Source organism: Exiguobacterium sp. s149 (assembly GCF_018618395.1).
Lineage (GTDB): Bacteria > Bacillota > Bacilli > Exiguobacteriales > Exiguobacteriaceae > Exiguobacterium > Exiguobacterium chiriqhucha.
In genome coordinates, this window is sequence record NZ_JACSLZ010000011.1 from 1 (window position 1) to 15755 (window position 15755).

Here is a 15755-nt window from a genome sequence, read left to right on the forward strand (position 1 = left end):
CGCAAAAACACCTCCGATGCTAGCACTTTTTTTAAGTGTACCACTGCGAAGGTGTTTTTATATTGTCTCAAAAATTTAGGTTAGCCCAGTGTTTTCCCACTCTGCTTACGTGTTTATTCTGTGACTTGATTCAAAAACGGTGTGATATCGACGTTGAGTGCTTCTGAGAGACGCGCGCCGAGGTCGCGGTCGGCCCGATAGAAGTTGCAGATCAAGAGGAGCACCGTGTTTTCATGGCGGACTTCTTTAATGTGCGCCACCAAGTTGTTCACGAGTGCCGTCTTCTCTTCTTCCGAGTAGCGACGGTACACTTCTCCAGCTTGACCGAAGTCATTTGTCTTCTCGATTTTTTGACGTCCAGCCACTCCTGAGATTGGTTGTTCCGTCTCGATATAAGCCGCGTCCGGTTTCGGTGCGTCCTCATAGCGGTTCGGTTCATAGTTGACCGGGCTCGTCTGTTGTTTGAACGGCATCACGCCATCACGCTGATTGTTCGACACTTGTGCGAACGGACAGTTGATCGGGAGCTGCAAGTAGTTCGCCCCGATACGATAACGTTGCGTATCCGAATAGGAGAACAAGCGACCTTGGAGCATCTTGTCTTCAGACGGTTGAATCCCAGGTACGAGCACGCCCGGGTTGAATCCGACAGATTCCGTCTCGGCAAAATAGTTGTCGACGTTTTTGTTAAGCGTCATCGTACCGACGAGTTGATACGGGATGACATCTTCGAACCAGTCTTTTGTCGCGTCGAGCGGATCGAAATCGAAGTTATCCATATCGGCCGGGTCGAGGATTTGGACGTAGAGATCCCATTCTGGGAAGTCGCCTTCCTCGATGGCGTTGAACAAGTCGCGTGTCGCATGGTTGAAGTCTTCGGCCTGTACTTTCGCCGCTTCTTCCATCGACAAGTTTTTAATGCCTTGTTTCGGGACCCAACGGAGTTTTATGTACACCGTGTTTCCGTATTCGTTGACCCATTTGAATGAGTGGACCGATGAACCGCGCATATGACGGTATGAGGCTGGAATCCCTTCATCGCTGAACAAGTGGATGAGCATGCTCGTCGATTCCGGCGTGAGCGACATGAAGTCGAAGAAACGGTCTGGGTCTTGCAAGTTCGTCCGTGGGTCCGGTTTAAGTGAGTGGATCACGTCTGGGAATTTGATGGCGTCACGGATAAAGAAGACCGGTAAGTTGTTTCCGACGAAATCATAGTTCCCTTCTTCCGTGTAAAACTTGACCGAGAATCCACGTGGGTCACGAAGCGTCTCTGGTGAGCCAAGACCATGGATGACGGTTGAGAAGCGAGCGAAGATTGGAGTCTCTTGCCCTTCTTCCTGCAAAAATTTGGCTTTTGTATATCGTTTCATGCTATTTTTAACTTTGAAGACACCGTGTGCTCCGGCACCACGAGCATGAACGACCCGCTCCGGCACGCGCTCACGGTCAAAGTGGGCGAGTTTTTCAATGAGTTGATAATCTTCGAGAAGTGTGGGGCCGCGGCGACCCGCTGTGATGGAGTTGGCGTTATCCCCGATTGGGACGCCTTGGTTAGTAGTTAGACGACGATGTTGATCCATATTGTTGCCTCCTCTTTATAATCATTCTTACAAAGTTAATGATATTAAAAGATAATAATTATTACAAATAAAACGCTCGAGCAATACTCGGGCGTTTTGCAATCGCTTTCAGTTTTTACGTTTCTTATGTTGTTCTTTTCGGTGAATCTCGGTCACGAGCAAGGCCGCGATGATGCCGCCGAGTGATCCGGCAACGAGATCGACCATCGTGTCGTCGTTCCCGTTCCCTTGCATCGTCGTGTTCAATAGCAAGTCCGATGTGAATTCATACATTTCCCAAAGTGCCGCCCCGGCCATCGCGAAGACGACGATATAGACGAAGACGAACCGCTTCGGCATCTCAAGTCGGATGTCCTCATCAAGTCGACTTAAGAAATCGAAGCCGAGAAACGCCAAAAACACCCCACTCAACACGTGAAGAAACGTGTCCCACCAACCGTTCGAATACAATCCGACAATCGACCCCAAGTACTGCGACGCAAACAAGAATAAGATATAGGCGACTTTCATTTTAGCGTCGAACTCGGTTTTGAACGTCTTCTCGAGGATGAACGGAATCAAACCCGACACGATCCCCGCCCCGGCGACGCTCGCGTCAAACCACTCTCCTTCGATGATCGACGTGACGAGTATGACCGCCATGAACAACACGAACCCGAATTCTAGTAGACGTCCTCGTGTCAGTTTCATCTCCTTACGCCTTCTTTCGTAAGAATGTCTCATCTACTCCATTCCCGTTTCAGCGACCGTTTCAACAACCTTATCCGAAAATTCGTGCTTTTGTCGGATTCTTCCGTCATCCGTTTGTCTCATACTGAAAGAAACGATTCGAGGAGGAACACTCATGCCGATCAACCCTTATCTCAATTTCAATGGCGACTGTCGCGACGCCGTCCTGTTTTATGCCGACGTCTTCGCCGAGCCCGCCCCGGACATCATGACGTTCGGTGCCCAGCCTGGACCGGACGGTGAACCTGTACCGGACGAGCTGGCCGACCTCGTCCTCCATGCCCGTCTGAGCGTCCATGGTACATCGCTCATGTTTTCGGACGCTATGCCGGACGGTCCGGTCACGTTCGGGCAGAACATCACACTCGCCGTCGTGACAGATGACCTCCACGCCATCCGTCGAGAATTCGAGGCTTTATCTGCCGGTGGCCGTGTCCTTATGCCGCTCCAAGAGACGTTCTGGAGCAAGGCGTATGGCATGGTCGAAGACCGTTTCGGTGTCCAATGGCAATTCAGTCACGAGGCTTGACCATGACAAAGACCCCATGCTACTTGCAATGGGGTCTTTCGACTCTTTTTATGATTAGCATTATGACGGGGCCATGAATCAACATTGAATTACTTGTGAACGGAGAAACAAGGCTGTAAGCAAAATGAGATAAAAATTATCTGGTTCTCTATATCGCGTTTAAAAATGAGGTTCTGGGTATAAAGTGAAAAAAACTTTCAGGGAGATGGGATAAACTCATGAAAGAAGACAAACACGAGCACTCAAATATTCCAATTTGGGCTTATGAGACTATTGAAATAGAAGATTCTAACGTGCAGTGGGCACGGTTAGGTCTACAAGAAACAAGAGAGTTGTTCGACTTACTTTCAAAGTTTGACATCAAGGAAGCAGAACACATAGGTAGTACGGCCGTTCCTGGTCTACCCGCAAAACCTATTATAGATGTGATGATTAGTATCGAATCGTTTGAAAAAATCCACGATATTGTTGATACATTAACGTTGCATGATTGGCACTATGTACCACCTGAACTAGATGGACAAACCTGGCGGAGATTTTTTGTGAAAGTAAAAAATGATAAGCGAGTTGCTCATTTACACATCATGAAAGTGGCAGAAGATCGTTGGGGAAAACAGATTGAGTTTCGAGATAAATTACGAGACAATCCTTCGCTTGTAAAAGAGTACGGGCTTCTTAAAAGGCATTTAGCAAAAGAATTTCGTAATGACCGAGAAAAGTATACTCAAGCTAAAGCTGCCTTTATAAGTCAAGTATTAAACACCTGACTTGGAGGCACGGAAACACGAATTGGGCAAACATGACTGCAACAATGCTTCACTTCGGGCAGAACCATCAATAAAAAAAGAATCAGACCGCATGTTGCGATTTGATTCGTTAACAGCTCGAGACCCCATCGCAAATCCGCGATGGGGTCTCGTTTATTTCTGGGCGACAAAAAAGATTCGTTCTGCGTTCGGGCCCGGAGCTTGGTCCGTGAAGTCAGCGGTGACCGATTTCACATGGAAGCCGACCCCGATGAGCCATTGCATATACTGCCCCGACTCATACGTCCGTTGCTCATGCGTCTCCTCGACGCGATCATACGTGCCATCCTCGAGGGCGACGAAGAACGTCAAATCGTGAACGACCGAGAGCGGTGCTTCGCCCGGGTCGGCGAACCAGATATACGAACAATCTTCCCCGTTCGAGGCATACGTCTTCTGATTGAAGAGCGTCTGCATCTTGTTCGGCGAATGCACATCAAAGATGAACATGCCGCCCGGTTTCAATTGTTCGTACACCGCCTCGAACGTATCGATGACATCGGCCTCATCCTCGAGATAGCAAAGCGAGTCACAGAGGATTGTCACGGCGTCGACTGGGTGTGGCAATTCAAGCTCCCGCATATCCTGTTGCCAGAGCGGAAGCATGATGCCTGCCTCGAGCGCTTTCTCTTGGGCGACTTCGAGCATCGACTCAGATAAGTCGAGTCCGATTGTCTCGTAATGCTCCGCCAAGCGAATCGTCGCCGAGCCCGTCCCGCATCCGACGTCAGCAAGCGATGCACCGTCTTTGACATGGCGACGCACGAAGGCGACCCAGTCCTCGTACGGGGCATCTTTCATCAACTCATCGTAGACGTAGGCGAACCCTTCGTACGCCATTAGCCGACTTCTACTTCCACTTGTGGCGCATCTGCCCACAATTTTTCAAGGTTGTAGTAGTCACGGTCATCGCGATGGAAGATATGGACGACGACGTTTTCGAGGTCAGCGAGCACCCAACGTGCCGAGTCCATGCCTTCGAATTTGTGGAGCGGGAGCTCATGCTCGCCGGCCACGTCTTTGATTTCGCGCGCGATTGCTTGGACTTGCTTCTCTGAATTACCGTGGCAGATGACGAAATAATCTGCGACCGGTGAGATGCCTTCCATGTCGAGGACGACGATATCTTCGGCACGCTTATCGTCAGCGGCCTTCACGATCAATTCTAATTCTTCTTTTACAGTCATACTGTACCTCCTAGGGTGTTTTCACAAAATGGTTATACGTCTCAATCGTCAGCGGGAAAATCCGCACCGACTTGTTCAATAAATAAGCAATCGTATGGCGCAACGTCGCGACGACGGCCGCTTCGAGCGAACGATCCGCGAGGTCACGCAAGACGTCGACGCCCGGATACGACCGATTCGGTTCGATCGCGTCCGCGACGAATAAAATCTGGTCGATCCGGGACATGCCCGGTTCTCCTGTCGTATGATTCTTGATGGCCGACACGACGGCCGGGTCAAGGTCGTACGCTCGGTCTAACAGGATGGCCCCGACCGGCGCATGCAACAGCTCGTCATCGAACTCAAGCAAGCTCGGATTGAGGTTCTCCTCGACCACGACTTGCCGCATCATGTCGGCATCCAAATATTTCGCATAGTCGTGCAACATCGCCGCGAGTCGCGCCGCTTCCACATCGGCCCCGTACAAGCGGGCCAACCGGTCGGCCGTCTCGACGACACCGAGCGTGTGGATGTAGCGTTTCTCGGGCAACGTCGCCTCAATCAATGATTGTGCTTCCTCATACGTCATACAAGTCGCGCTCCTTGATATAAGTTTCGACATCGAGCGGGACGAGATATTTGATGGACTTGTCCCGTCTCGTCCGCTCCCGGATATCGGTCGACGAGATCTCGAGTTGCGGCATATCGATCGTGCGCACATCTGCCTGTTTCGGGATGCGGTATCGGCTGCCCGGACGCGCGACAGCCCCGAACGTGACGAGGGTGACGAGCGTCTCGTAATCGTACCACTTTTCGAGTGATTCGAGCGAGTCCGCCCCAATCAAGAAGAAGAATGTGTCGTCCGGATACAAGTCCCGCAACCGTCTCATCGTCTCGACCGTATAGGACGGTTCGTCACGTTCAAACTCAATCAAGCTCAGTTTGAACGCAGGTTGATCCGCAATCGCCCGCCGAGTCATTTCGATTCGGTCTTTAGCCGGGCTGAAGCCCGCCTTGTGCGGCGGAATCGCCGCCGGCAGAAACCAGACCTCATCGAGTTCCAACTGTTCGCGCGCCTGTTCGGCGATCAATAAATGACCGAGATGTGGCGGGTCGAACGTGCCTCCCATCAGGCCGATGCGGCTCATGGGAGTTTGATTTGGCGATTTTCTTTCTCAGTCGCCTGTTTGTACAAGACGATGACTTTTCCGATGACTTGAACGACTTCGGCTTTCGTGCCTTCAGCCAATTCTCCGGCTACGTCTTTCGGCGTATCGGTACAGTTTTGAAGCACTTGAACTTTCAAGAGCTCACGTTTTTCGAGCGCGTCGCTAATGTCTTTGCACATCGCTTCACTCACTCCATTTTTTCCGACTTGATAAATCGGCGAGAGGTGGTGTGCCTCGGCACGTAAAAAGCGTTTTTGTTTACCTGATAACATACTATTTATTCCTCCAATAAGCGTTCAATTAACTTCATTCCGACAAGTTGATCCGGTCTCACACCTGTCCAATATTCAAACGCCAAAGCGCCTTGTCCGACGAACATGGCAGTTCCGTTGACGATTTTCGCGTCTGCTTTGGCGGCTTCCTTTAAAAACGGTGTGACGAGTGGACGATATATGATATCACAAACGACAGTGTTTTGTCGTAAACCTTTTAACGATCGTGGTGAATCGACGCCGTCCATGCCGACCGATGTCGTCTGGATGATGACGTCATACCGTGCGATCTCGACATCTGTGAGCGCCTGCGCCTCAATCCCGAACGCGTCCGCGAGACTCTCCGCCCGTTCCATCGTTCGATTTGTGACCGTAACGTCACGGGTCGGCAAGGCACTGATGATGCCGCGCGCTGCCCCACCCGCCCCGATGACGAGCACATGGCCCGTCCAATCGGTCCAGCGGTCGAGCGCGGCGACGAGGCCAGCCCCGTCCGTATTCGTCCCAATCAGCTTCCCGTCCCGCTTATACACCGTATTGACGGCACCGGCGGCTTCGGCCGCCTGATCAAGCTCGTCCAGGTACGGGATGACAGCCTCTTTATACGGGATGGTGACGTTGAAACCGTCCCAGACGCCGTCACGCATCTTTTGAAACAAGTCCGCGAGTTCGTCCGGGGTGACGTCAAGCGCCTCATAGCGCCCGAAAAGCCCAGACGCTCTCAGCCACTGCTCGTGCAGGACGGGAGAGAGCGAATGAGCAATCGGGTGACCGATGACGGCCAGTCTCATACGAGCGCCTCACGTAATGTGACGGCAACTCCTTTTGGTGCCCACGCGGCGATGCGTCCACCTTTTCCGTGAATCGCGACCCAACCGAGTCCGCTGAAGACGATGTCTGTCTTGACGCCGTCACGGAGACTGAACTCGTGACGCACGAGCGGAGGCAACAATTGCAACGTTTTCTCGTTCGGCGGATTGAGCATTTTACCGATATGGTTTTCGTATAGTTCATCTGCTTTGTCGAGCTTGGTCCGGTGTGTCTTCAACTCGTTCGACATGTAGACAACGAACGAGCGCTTGTTGCCTTCCATGTAGTCGAGACGGGCGAGTCCACCGAAGAAGAGCGTCTGCTGCGGGTTCAACTGGAACACGTGCGGCTTAATCTCTTTTTTCGGGGTGATCGTCTTCAAATCTTTCGCATCGACATAATGCGCCATTTGATGACGGTTGATAATCCCCGGCGTATCGTACAGGTTCGCATCATCGTCGAGCGGGACGTCAATCAAATCGAGCGTCGTTCCCGGGAAATGACTGACCGTGATGATGGCCTCGTCTTCTGCTCCGAAACGCTTGATGATTTGGTTGATGAGCGTCGACTTCCCGACGTTCGTACAACCGACGACATAGACGTCCTTGCCTTTACGATAGTACTCAATTTTCTCTGCGAGCTCGTCGATGCCGTGCCCTTTTTTGGCACTGATCAAGTGCACATCGACCGGGTTCAAGCCGAGCTCTTTCGCTTCAGACTTCATCCAGTTGGCCATCCGGTTCGGGTTGACCGACTTCGGTAATAAGTCGACTTTGTTTCCGACCAAGAGGACCGGGTTCGTGCCGACTGAGCGTTGAAGCCCTGGCAACCAGCTACCGTTGAAGTCAAAAATATCGACGATTTTAATGACGAGCGCTTCTTTAGCACTGATGCCGTTCAAGATGCGCAAGAAGTCGTCATCTGTCAATTCGACGTCTTGAATTTGATTGTAGTGCTTCAATTTGAAGCAACGTTGGCAAATGACGATCTCGCGATCGAGTGCCGATTTTGGTGCATAACCGGCACCGGTCGGGTCTTCCGTTTGAATAGCGACACCGCAACCGGCGCAATAACGTGTTGTTTCTTCCATAATGTTGTCTGCTGTCATTTAAGTTGCCTCTTCTTCATTCACTGTAGCGCCTCGCCGCTACTCCTGAAGCGTTAATTCCGACGCCTTACGCGCCGTACATGGACAGCCTCCTTCTTCCTGTGCGTTCGAGGTCCTTATTCATCTTTTTTATGTGAATCTTCGGAACGTGAGTGCATCGCTTCACCGATTTTCTCGGCGACGGCCACTTTGGCGCGCTTCGCATCGACGGCGAGCTCCTCAACTTTTTTCGTGATCAACACGTACTTTCCGCGACGTTTCATATGGGCGAACACGACTTTTTCAAGCATGCGATTGAACTTCGTGACGAGTCCGTCCGTCTTGACGACCGGTTGCACGTGGATGACATGAATCCCGGCCATGTTGGCACCGAGTACGTCCGTGAACAATTGATCGCCTAAGAAAATGGCTTCTTTCGTCGAATAGCCATATTTTGCGAGCGCCTGTTTGAATCCAGACGGTAACGGCTTTTTCGCACGTGCCACATAGTGAAGGCCGAGCGGTTCCGTGAACGTACGTACGCGGTTCTCGTTATTATTCGAGACGACGATGACATCGAGGCCGTGTGACTTCACTTTTTCAAGCCATAGCAAAAGAAGCTCTGGTGCGTGCGGGACATCCCAGGCCACGAGTGTATTATCAAGGTCCGTCAAAATTACACGTACCCCACGGTCTTTCAATTCTTCAAGGTCGATGTCAAATACTGACGCGACGAACTGTTTCGGATAAAGTCGATTAAACACGGTTAAATTCCTCCAATTAGCTAAAGCGATTCAACTACTATACATGTAGTGATATCCCTTCTATGGTAAACGAAAACCGACCAAACGACTAGTGTATCGTTCGGTCGGCCTGAAAAAGTTTTAAAAAATCAACCGTTTTGCATCGTCCCGATGACTTCTCCGAGTCGAACCGGGCCGATTTTGGCTGGGTCGATGGTGACGCGGCCTTTCTCAAAACAAAGGATGACGGTCGAGCCGAATGAGAAATAACCGACCTCGTCGCCTTTGCCCGCGTGTTCGCCTTCAAGCGTCCATTCGATCGTATTGACGTTCAACGCCCCGACCATGATGTGCTCGTATACTCCAACGGCCGTCTCGAAGCGCGTAACGCGACGATAGTTGCGTGAGAGCGGACGAACCGTCTTCGTCAACCCGATGTCATTCACCGGTGCCGAACGGTCACCGAGTTCATAATGACTGAGCACCCGCCCGGCGAGCGGGACGTGTACGCGGTGATAGTCACGCGGGCTCAAATAAAGGACACAGACCGTACCGCCGGCGTAACGTCTTGCTTCTTGTTGCGAGCCGAGCAGCTCGGCGAGCGTGTACGACTGACCTTTGACCTCGAAGCGGCTGTCGTCCGTAATATCGGCCACGATGGACAGTTTGCCGTCGCATGGTGAGACGACCGAGTTCGGGTTGGCGTCAATCGGCCGGACCCCGTCTTTCAAATGACGTGTGAAAAAGGCGTGCAGGCTCGGATAAGCCTCAATCGGTTCCGCCGCTTCATCAACGTTGATTTGATACGTTTTCGCAAACGACGGGATGAAAGCCCGGCTCGCTGACGATTCAGCGAAGGCACGGAGTCGCTTGGCAATGACCGGGGTCGCGTTCAATTCAAACAAAGTCTGATATAAGCGGCTTTTGATCACTGTGTGCCCTCCTCGTTTTTAAAGAACGTTTCATACTGTTGCTCAGAGACCGCTCCTTCAACACGTCCGACTTCTTTTCCATCTTGGAAACGAATCATCGTCGGTGTCCCGTTGATGCCATAAGTCGTCCAGACGTTGTGGTCGGCCAAGTTGATGGAGACGGCGTCATTCTCTTCGATGAGTGGCTCGACGTATGGTTTGACTTGCTCACAGTATTCGCAACCTGTCTGCCAGAAGTAGACGACGACTTCCTCTTCTTCTGAAATCTTCGTCTCGAGCTCGTCAGGTGTGACGGCGTTGACGCCCGTCTCCTCGTTCGCGTTGTTCAAGAAGAACAACAAGCCGAGACCGATGACGATGATGACTCCGATGATGGCGAACGTGATGAAGTTCGCCCGTTTGGCATTGTTTTTCATATTCGATTCCTCCTAATAATATAAAAAGAACTGACTCGGATATGAGCCAGCTTGGTTGTAGACGTCTTACTTCTCTTGTGCGACGTCGCTAATCCCCATATCTTGGTTAAGCGTGTCCAAGAGTACAATAAAGATCGTGATGACGACGCCAAAGAATGTCGCGAGCATCGCGTTGAACGTCACGCCATCGACAGCAGAAATGATAAAGATTGCTGTATTCGAAAGCAAGATCGCCCAGAACAATGTGACTAAGTAACGCATCGATAGTCCCCTCCATCTCACAGATGATTCATGAAAAATTCATACGTCCTTAGTATAGCATTGTTACCGTAAAATGTGCGACCTCGATTGTATATTCTTTCCGTCGAAACGGGAAATATGGTACGGTTTGAGAAATAAGCAACTCGTAGAAAAGAGGAAACCCTATGTCACGTTATTTAATCGCAGTCGATTTGGATGGAACGTTGTTGCGCGATGACAAGACGATCAGTGAGCGCAACGTGCGTGCGCTTCAAGCAGCCCGTGAGGCGGGTCATGAAGTGATGATCGCGACCGGTCGCCCACAACGCCACTCGATCATATATTACGAAAAGCTCGGCTTGACGACACCGCTCATCAACTTCAACGGCGCGCTCGTCCATCACCCGAAAGATCCGTCATACGCAGTGACGCACCGGCCGATTCCGCTCAAGACGGCGCACGAAATTATCGAGGAAGTATCGGAAACGAAAGCGCACAACATCGTCGTCGAAGTGACCGACCACGTCTATTTCCATAAAGATCCGCAAGAGTTTTACAGCCCGTACGCCGAGCGCGCGCTCAGCGTCACCTCGGGCAACTTGCTCAAACACTTGCAGGAAGAACCGACATCGCTCCTCATCCACGCGACGAAAGAGCACGTCGACAACGTCCGCGCTCGTTTGAATAAAGTCCACGCCGAGGCCGTCTTGAACCGCCAATGGCGCATGCCGGAGCACATGATCGAGGTCATGAGCCAGAACACGTCGAAAGCACTCGGGTTGCGCGAAGTATCGAAACATCTCGGTATCAACCGCAAAAACATCATCGCGTTCGGCGACGAGGAAAACGACCTCGAGATGCTCGACTACGTCGGCACCGGCGTCGCGATGGGCAACGCCATCAGCCAGTTGAAAGCCGTCGCGGATGAAGTGACCGCGTCGAACATGGAAGACGGCATCGCCATCTACCTTGAAGAAAAACTCGGCATCAAAGCATAATCCACACACCGGCTGTTCATGCAGTCGGTGTTTTTTGCGTTCAATTCTGACCTTGGTCAAATAAAGCGCCACAAATAGTCGTCAAAAATCTTGGTCATCACTTTCGGGGTGTTTGCGATGTACACATTGATTTGTTCTACGTTCGAGTCGACTGGATTCGCGTCGCGTTCATCCGTCGGGAAGTCAGAGATTCCTTTGACAATGATACACTCGACGCCATTTTTCTTGCAGATATACGCGATGGCGCCTGCTTCCGTATCCGCGATGGTGATGTCGTGTCCTTTCAGTTCCCGGTAGTCGTTCCACATCACGACCGCCCGATCGGCCGTCGCAATGGTACCCGTCAAAAAATCGTCCCCGTAGTTCGCTAGTTCAATGTCGACGATGAACGATTGCTTGATCAGCGGCTCTACTTCTTTGACCGTGCAATCGTATTGAACAGCGCGATGAGGGATGAGGATATCCAACTGGTTGAACGTATCGTCGATTCCGGCGCACGTGCCAGCCACAATCACTTTCATTAAATTGAAACGAGACATCATATATTGATTGGCACCGACCCCGTTCGCTTTCCGCACACCGGTGCTGTAGAAAACGAGTTCGACATCATCAAGCGTCCTCTTGAAATACTCGCCATACGGGTAACTGAACCGTTCATCCACGCTAACGTCATAATACTCCAATGTCGCTTCATACTCCCATTTCGTCGCAATACTGACTCCAGTCATCACACGTCCCCCTCACACTCGTTTGATCTCTACCTATACAATAACCCCCGCTGAGCGTTCAGCGGGGGTTTATTTTAGCGTCGGAACGCACCTTCGACATCTTCAGTCGGGACCATATTGATGAAGACGCTTGGATCGGCGTCTTTACAGATGCGTGTGATTTCACGCACTTCGTGTCGTTGAGCGACCATCATGAGCGTCGCTTTCTCGACTTTCGAGTATGTGCCGATCGCCGGCATGAGCGTGATGCCGCGGAAGACGTGCTGGTGCAACTCCTTCGTCACTTCGTCCGGATGACTCGTGACGATGAAGAGCGTCTGGCGCTGCGTATTCGTATAAATCTCATCGATGACTTTCGACGTCACATATAAGAAGACGATCGTATAAAGCGCGGTCTGCCAACCGAACAACGCACCGGCCCAAAGCGCGATCATCATGTTCATGAGGAACAGATAGACGCCGACCGAGTTGTTCGTGAACTTCGCTAAGATCAGGGCGACGATATCGAATCCGCCGGTCGAGGCACCGAAACGAATCGTAATCCCCGAACCGATGGCGAGCAAAACCCCACCGAACACAGCGTTCAAAAGCGGGTCGTCCGAAATGATTGACGACTGCGGAAGCACGCGAATGAACACGGTGACTGCCGCGACGCTGATCAATGTATGAATCATCATGTTCTTGCCGAGCATGAAATAACTGACGATCAACAGCGGTACGTTCAAGACGAAGAACCAAATCCCTTCCCCGAGCTCAAACGGTGTCCCCGCAAACAGTTGCGTAAAAATTTGGGCGAGCCCCGTAAATCCGGTCGAGTATACCCCCGCCGGGATTAAAAATAATGTCATGGATAATGCAACGAACACTCCCCCGATAATCGAAACGATTCCGATGCGAGCGTGTTCTTTAACGGCTTCCGTCAAGTTTTGTCTCCCCTTTCAAAAATGGCTAAGAATCAAGATAACATAGTTTTCTAGTGCTGCCTACCATAAAAATAATGGGATGTGTCTACGCTCTTCATAAAAAAACAAGCCGGCCGAGGCCGACTTGTTGAGCTGATGCGTTTGGTCACGCTTTCACCGTCTCGATTGTCACGGCATCATTTGCCGGGACCGTGACGACGTTTCCGTATACGCGGATGGACACGTCCGTGCCACCTGTCTGTTTGATCGTCACTTGTTCACGCGTCGACGTGACCGTCAAGTGATGACCGCGCCAGAGCATGTTGAACGAGTACCCGTTCCAGCCCTTAGGAATCATCGGGCTGAATGTGAGCTCCGACTCAAGGGCGCGCATTCCTGCGAAACCGTGAACGATCGACATCCATGAGCCGACCATCGACGTGATGTGAAGCCCGTCTTCCGTATCGTTGTTATAGTTATCGAGATCGAGTCGTGCCGAACGTTGGTACAACTCGACCGCCTTGTCTTCATAGCCGACTTCGGCTGCGATAATCGAGTAGACGCAAGGCGACAAGCTCGACTCATGGACCGTACGCGGCTCATAGAAGTCGAAGTTGGCCCGCTTCTGTTCGACCGTGAAGCGATCGCTGAACGTATACAGTCCTTGGAGCACGTCCGCCTGCTTGATGAAGTTCGAGCGGAGGATGCGGTCCCACGACCAGTTTTGGTTGAGCGGCAAATGTTTCGGATCGAGGTCTTTCACCAAGATTTGTTCTTTATCCATGAAGCCGTCCTGTTGCATGAACACGTCTGGGACGAGGTCATCTTTCGGGTAGTACATCTTCGTTTGGATATCGTTCCACTTCGCGAGTTCTTCGTCTGAAAGACCGAGTGTCGCAATCAGTTCTTCAAGACGCGCCGGCTCTGCTTCTTTCAAATAGTTGTACACTTCTTGCGTGTACTCGAGCGTCCAAGCGGCAATCAAGTTCGTATACCAGTTGTTGTTGACGTTGTTGTCGTATTCGTTCGGACCTGTGACGCCTAGAATCATATACACGTCTTTGTGCGGGACAAAGTTGACGCGGCTCGCCCAGTAACGCGAGATCTCGACCAATACTTCAAGTCCGTATTGACCTAGGTATGACTTGTCGCCCGTGAAGTTCGTATAGTTGAAGATGGCGTGGGCGATCGCACCGTTCCGGTGAATCTCTTCATGCGTGATTTCCCACTCGTTGTGGCACTCTTCCCCGTTCATCGTCACCATCGGATAGAGGGCGCCTTCCATGCCGACGTTCTTGACCGAGTTCTCTTTTGCTTGCGGCAATTGGTTGTGACGATATTTGAGCAAGTTCCACGATACTTCCGGTTTCGTCGTCGCCAAGTAGAAGTGGAGGCAATACGCTTCCGTGTCCCAGTATGTGGCGCCGCCGTATTTCTCGCCAGTGAACCCTTTCGGTCCGATGTTGAGGCGCGAGTCCTCGCCCGTATACGTCTGATACATGTTGAAAATGTTGAAGCGGATACCTTGCTGCGCTTCAGCGTCGCCGTCGATGCGGACGTCCGCATCTTCCCAACGAGCGAGCCATGCTTCCGTCTGCTCGGCGAGAAGCGTTTCGAAGCCTTTTTCGAACGCCATCTCGACACGTTGCATCCCTTCCGATTGTAACGCCTCGACTTCATAATCACGGTTCGTGACGACCGAGACGTACTTGTACGCCGTCGCCGTCTCACCAGCTGGTGCCGTGACCGTGAACTTGTTGGCGACGTAAAGGTCCGTCGCTTCGAGCACTTCGCAACGTGCCCCCTCAAGGTCAGCAATCATCGATGCCGTGACGTGCCAGTCGAGCTTCTTCGTTTTCGTTGTCACGAACCCAAAACGCTCTTCGACCCCGTGTTCGACCGGCAACCAGAACTTCTCATCGTAGTTTGAGTCTTCGTTGACGACATCGCCGTCCAAGAAAGGTGTGAATTCGACTTTCGCTTCGTAGTTGACCGGAGTGACGTTGTAACGGATCGCCAAAATCTCTTTGTCGACGATTGAGAAGAACCGGACGACTTCGACGTTCGTCTCTTCCGTCCCGTTCACGAGTGTGAACGTCCGCGTCAAGACACCGCGCTGCATATCAAGTTCACGCGTAAAGTCTTTCACTTCCCACTTCGCCAAATCGACCGGCGTCCCGTTGATGGCGACACGAAGCCCAACGACGTTCGTCGCGTTCAATACTTTTGCGAAGTATTCTGGATAACCATTCTTCCACCAACCGACACGTGTCTTATCTGGGTAATAAACACCGGCCACGTAAAAGCCTTGATGTGTATCGTTTGAATACTCTTCTTCAAAGTTGCCACGCATCCCCATATGCCCATTCCCGAGCGAGGTAATTGATTCCGCCAGGCGATTTTCTTCCGGATGTAGGCCTTTTTCCGTTACTTTCCATTCGTCGACTGCAAACAATCGTTTCATCTGTCTGCCACTCCTTTTTCTCTACAAGGCTACTCGTCATTAGACAATCGAATCATGCAACCGTTTGTCTATGAAAGCGCTGTATTTCAATCTCACCTCTCATTTTACACGACTCGCACGAGAATGCAATCGTTTGCATAAACTTTTTTCTTACTTTTTGGAGCAAACAAAAAACCTACCA

The 15755-nt window shown here is 51.5% G+C and carries 19 protein-coding genes; 3 read left to right on the forward strand and 16 right to left on the reverse strand.

The window, feature by feature from the left end; translation table 11 throughout:
• Positions 1-113 precede the first annotated feature (113 nt).
• Together KNP81_RS12820 and KNP81_RS12825 are read right to left on the reverse strand one after the other, a co-directional pair.
• Positions 114-1583: a catalase gene (locus KNP81_RS12820; RefSeq protein ID WP_214720237.1), complete on the reverse strand. Its 1470-nt coding sequence runs from the start codon at positions 1581-1583 to the stop codon at positions 114-116.
• A 108-nt stretch (positions 1584-1691) separates the two neighbouring features.
• Positions 1692-2273: a DUF2238 domain-containing protein gene (locus KNP81_RS12825; protein WP_021066644.1), complete on the reverse strand. Its 582-nt coding sequence runs from the start codon at positions 2271-2273 to the stop codon at positions 1692-1694.
• Positions 2274-2427: 154 nt separating this feature from the next.
• On the opposite strand from KNP81_RS12825, the gene KNP81_RS12830 reads away from it, so the two are divergent.
• Together KNP81_RS12830 and KNP81_RS12835 are read left to right on the forward strand one after the other, a co-directional pair.
• The gene (locus tag KNP81_RS12830; RefSeq protein WP_214720238.1) at positions 2428-2841 is read left to right on the forward strand and encodes a VOC family protein; all 414 of its coding nucleotides are present in this window, start codon (positions 2428-2430) and stop codon (positions 2839-2841) included.
• A 218-nt stretch (positions 2842-3059) separates the two neighbouring features.
• Positions 3060-3608 (forward strand): GrpB family protein, encoded by a 549-nt coding sequence (locus tag KNP81_RS12835; protein WP_214720239.1) that lies wholly within the window; start codon positions 3060-3062, stop codon positions 3606-3608.
• Positions 3609-3761: 153 nt separating this feature from the next.
• On the opposite strand, the gene KNP81_RS12840 is transcribed toward KNP81_RS12835, so the two are convergent.
• The 11 genes from KNP81_RS12840 to KNP81_RS12890 form a co-directional block, all read right to left on the reverse strand.
• Positions 3762-4487 (reverse strand): class I SAM-dependent DNA methyltransferase, encoded by a 726-nt coding sequence (locus KNP81_RS12840; protein WP_214720240.1) that lies wholly within the window; start codon positions 4485-4487, stop codon positions 3762-3764.
• Positions 4487-4834 carry a ribosome silencing factor gene (gene rsfS / locus KNP81_RS12845; protein WP_021066647.1) on the reverse strand — a complete coding sequence of 116 codons (348 nt, stop codon included), beginning with the start codon at positions 4832-4834 and terminating at the stop codon, positions 4487-4489. The genes KNP81_RS12840 and rsfS overlap by 1 nt, the downstream gene beginning before the upstream one ends.
• 10 nt (positions 4835-4844) lie before the next feature.
• Positions 4845-5402 (reverse strand): bis(5'-nucleosyl)-tetraphosphatase (symmetrical) YqeK, encoded by a 558-nt coding sequence (gene yqeK, locus KNP81_RS12850; protein WP_214720241.1) that lies wholly within the window; start codon positions 5400-5402, stop codon positions 4845-4847.
• The gene (locus KNP81_RS12855; RefSeq protein ID WP_214720242.1) at positions 5392-5961 is read right to left on the reverse strand and encodes a nicotinate-nucleotide adenylyltransferase; all 570 of its coding nucleotides are present in this window, start codon (positions 5959-5961) and stop codon (positions 5392-5394) included. Before KNP81_RS12855 ends, yqeK begins: the two co-directional genes overlap by 11 nt.
• Positions 5958-6254 (reverse strand): ribosome assembly RNA-binding protein YhbY, encoded by a 297-nt coding sequence (yhbY, locus tag KNP81_RS12860; protein ID WP_021066650.1) that lies wholly within the window; start codon positions 6252-6254, stop codon positions 5958-5960. The genes KNP81_RS12855 and yhbY overlap by 4 nt, the downstream gene beginning before the upstream one ends.
• 5 nt (positions 6255-6259) lie before the next feature.
• On the reverse strand, positions 6260-7045 hold the full coding sequence (gene aroE / locus KNP81_RS12865; protein ID WP_214720243.1) for a shikimate dehydrogenase: 786 nt from the start codon (positions 7043-7045) through the stop codon (positions 6260-6262).
• Entirely contained in the window at positions 7042-8154 is a 1113-nt protein-coding gene (gene yqeH / locus KNP81_RS12870; RefSeq protein ID WP_214720282.1) for a ribosome biogenesis GTPase YqeH, read from the reverse strand. The genes aroE and yqeH overlap by 4 nt, the downstream gene beginning before the upstream one ends.
• Positions 8155-8288: 134 nt before the next feature.
• A complete protein-coding gene (locus tag KNP81_RS12875) occupies positions 8289-8915 on the reverse strand; it encodes a YqeG family HAD IIIA-type phosphatase (protein ID WP_021066653.1) in 627 nt (208 codons plus the stop codon).
• A gap of 128 nt (positions 8916-9043) precedes the next feature.
• Positions 9044-9826, reverse strand: a complete 783-nt coding sequence (locus tag KNP81_RS12880; RefSeq protein ID WP_214720244.1) for a phosphatidylserine decarboxylase — start codon at positions 9824-9826, stop codon at positions 9044-9046.
• Positions 9823-10242, reverse strand: a complete 420-nt coding sequence (locus KNP81_RS12885; protein WP_021066655.1) for a thioredoxin family protein — start codon at positions 10240-10242, stop codon at positions 9823-9825. Before KNP81_RS12885 ends, KNP81_RS12880 begins: the two co-directional genes overlap by 4 nt.
• A 66-nt stretch (positions 10243-10308) precedes the next feature.
• A complete protein-coding gene (locus KNP81_RS12890) occupies positions 10309-10503 on the reverse strand; it encodes a YjzD family protein (protein ID WP_021066656.1) in 195 nt (64 codons plus the stop codon).
• A gap of 164 nt (positions 10504-10667) precedes the next feature.
• Between KNP81_RS12890 and KNP81_RS12895 the strand changes: the two genes are divergently transcribed.
• Entirely contained in the window at positions 10668-11480 is an 813-nt protein-coding gene (locus tag KNP81_RS12895; RefSeq protein ID WP_214720245.1) for a Cof-type HAD-IIB family hydrolase, read from the forward strand.
• Positions 11481-11536: 56 nt separating this feature from the next.
• Here KNP81_RS12895 and KNP81_RS12900 read toward each other — a convergent pair whose 3' ends face one another.
• From KNP81_RS12900 to KNP81_RS12910, 3 genes are all read right to left on the reverse strand, one after another.
• Complete coding sequence (locus KNP81_RS12900) at positions 11537-12208, reverse strand: 5'-methylthioadenosine/S-adenosylhomocysteine nucleosidase family protein (protein ID WP_214720246.1); 672 nt, start codon at positions 12206-12208, stop codon at positions 11537-11539.
• A gap of 74 nt (positions 12209-12282) precedes the next feature.
• The gene (locus KNP81_RS12905; RefSeq protein WP_021066659.1) at positions 12283-13131 is read right to left on the reverse strand and encodes a YitT family protein; all 849 of its coding nucleotides are present in this window, start codon (positions 13129-13131) and stop codon (positions 12283-12285) included.
• A 145-nt stretch (positions 13132-13276) separates the two neighbouring features.
• Positions 13277-15574 carry a glycoside hydrolase family 65 protein gene (locus tag KNP81_RS12910; protein WP_214720247.1) on the reverse strand — a complete coding sequence of 766 codons (2298 nt, stop codon included), beginning with the start codon at positions 15572-15574 and terminating at the stop codon, positions 13277-13279.
• Between the last annotated feature and the right edge of the window lie 181 nt (positions 15575-15755).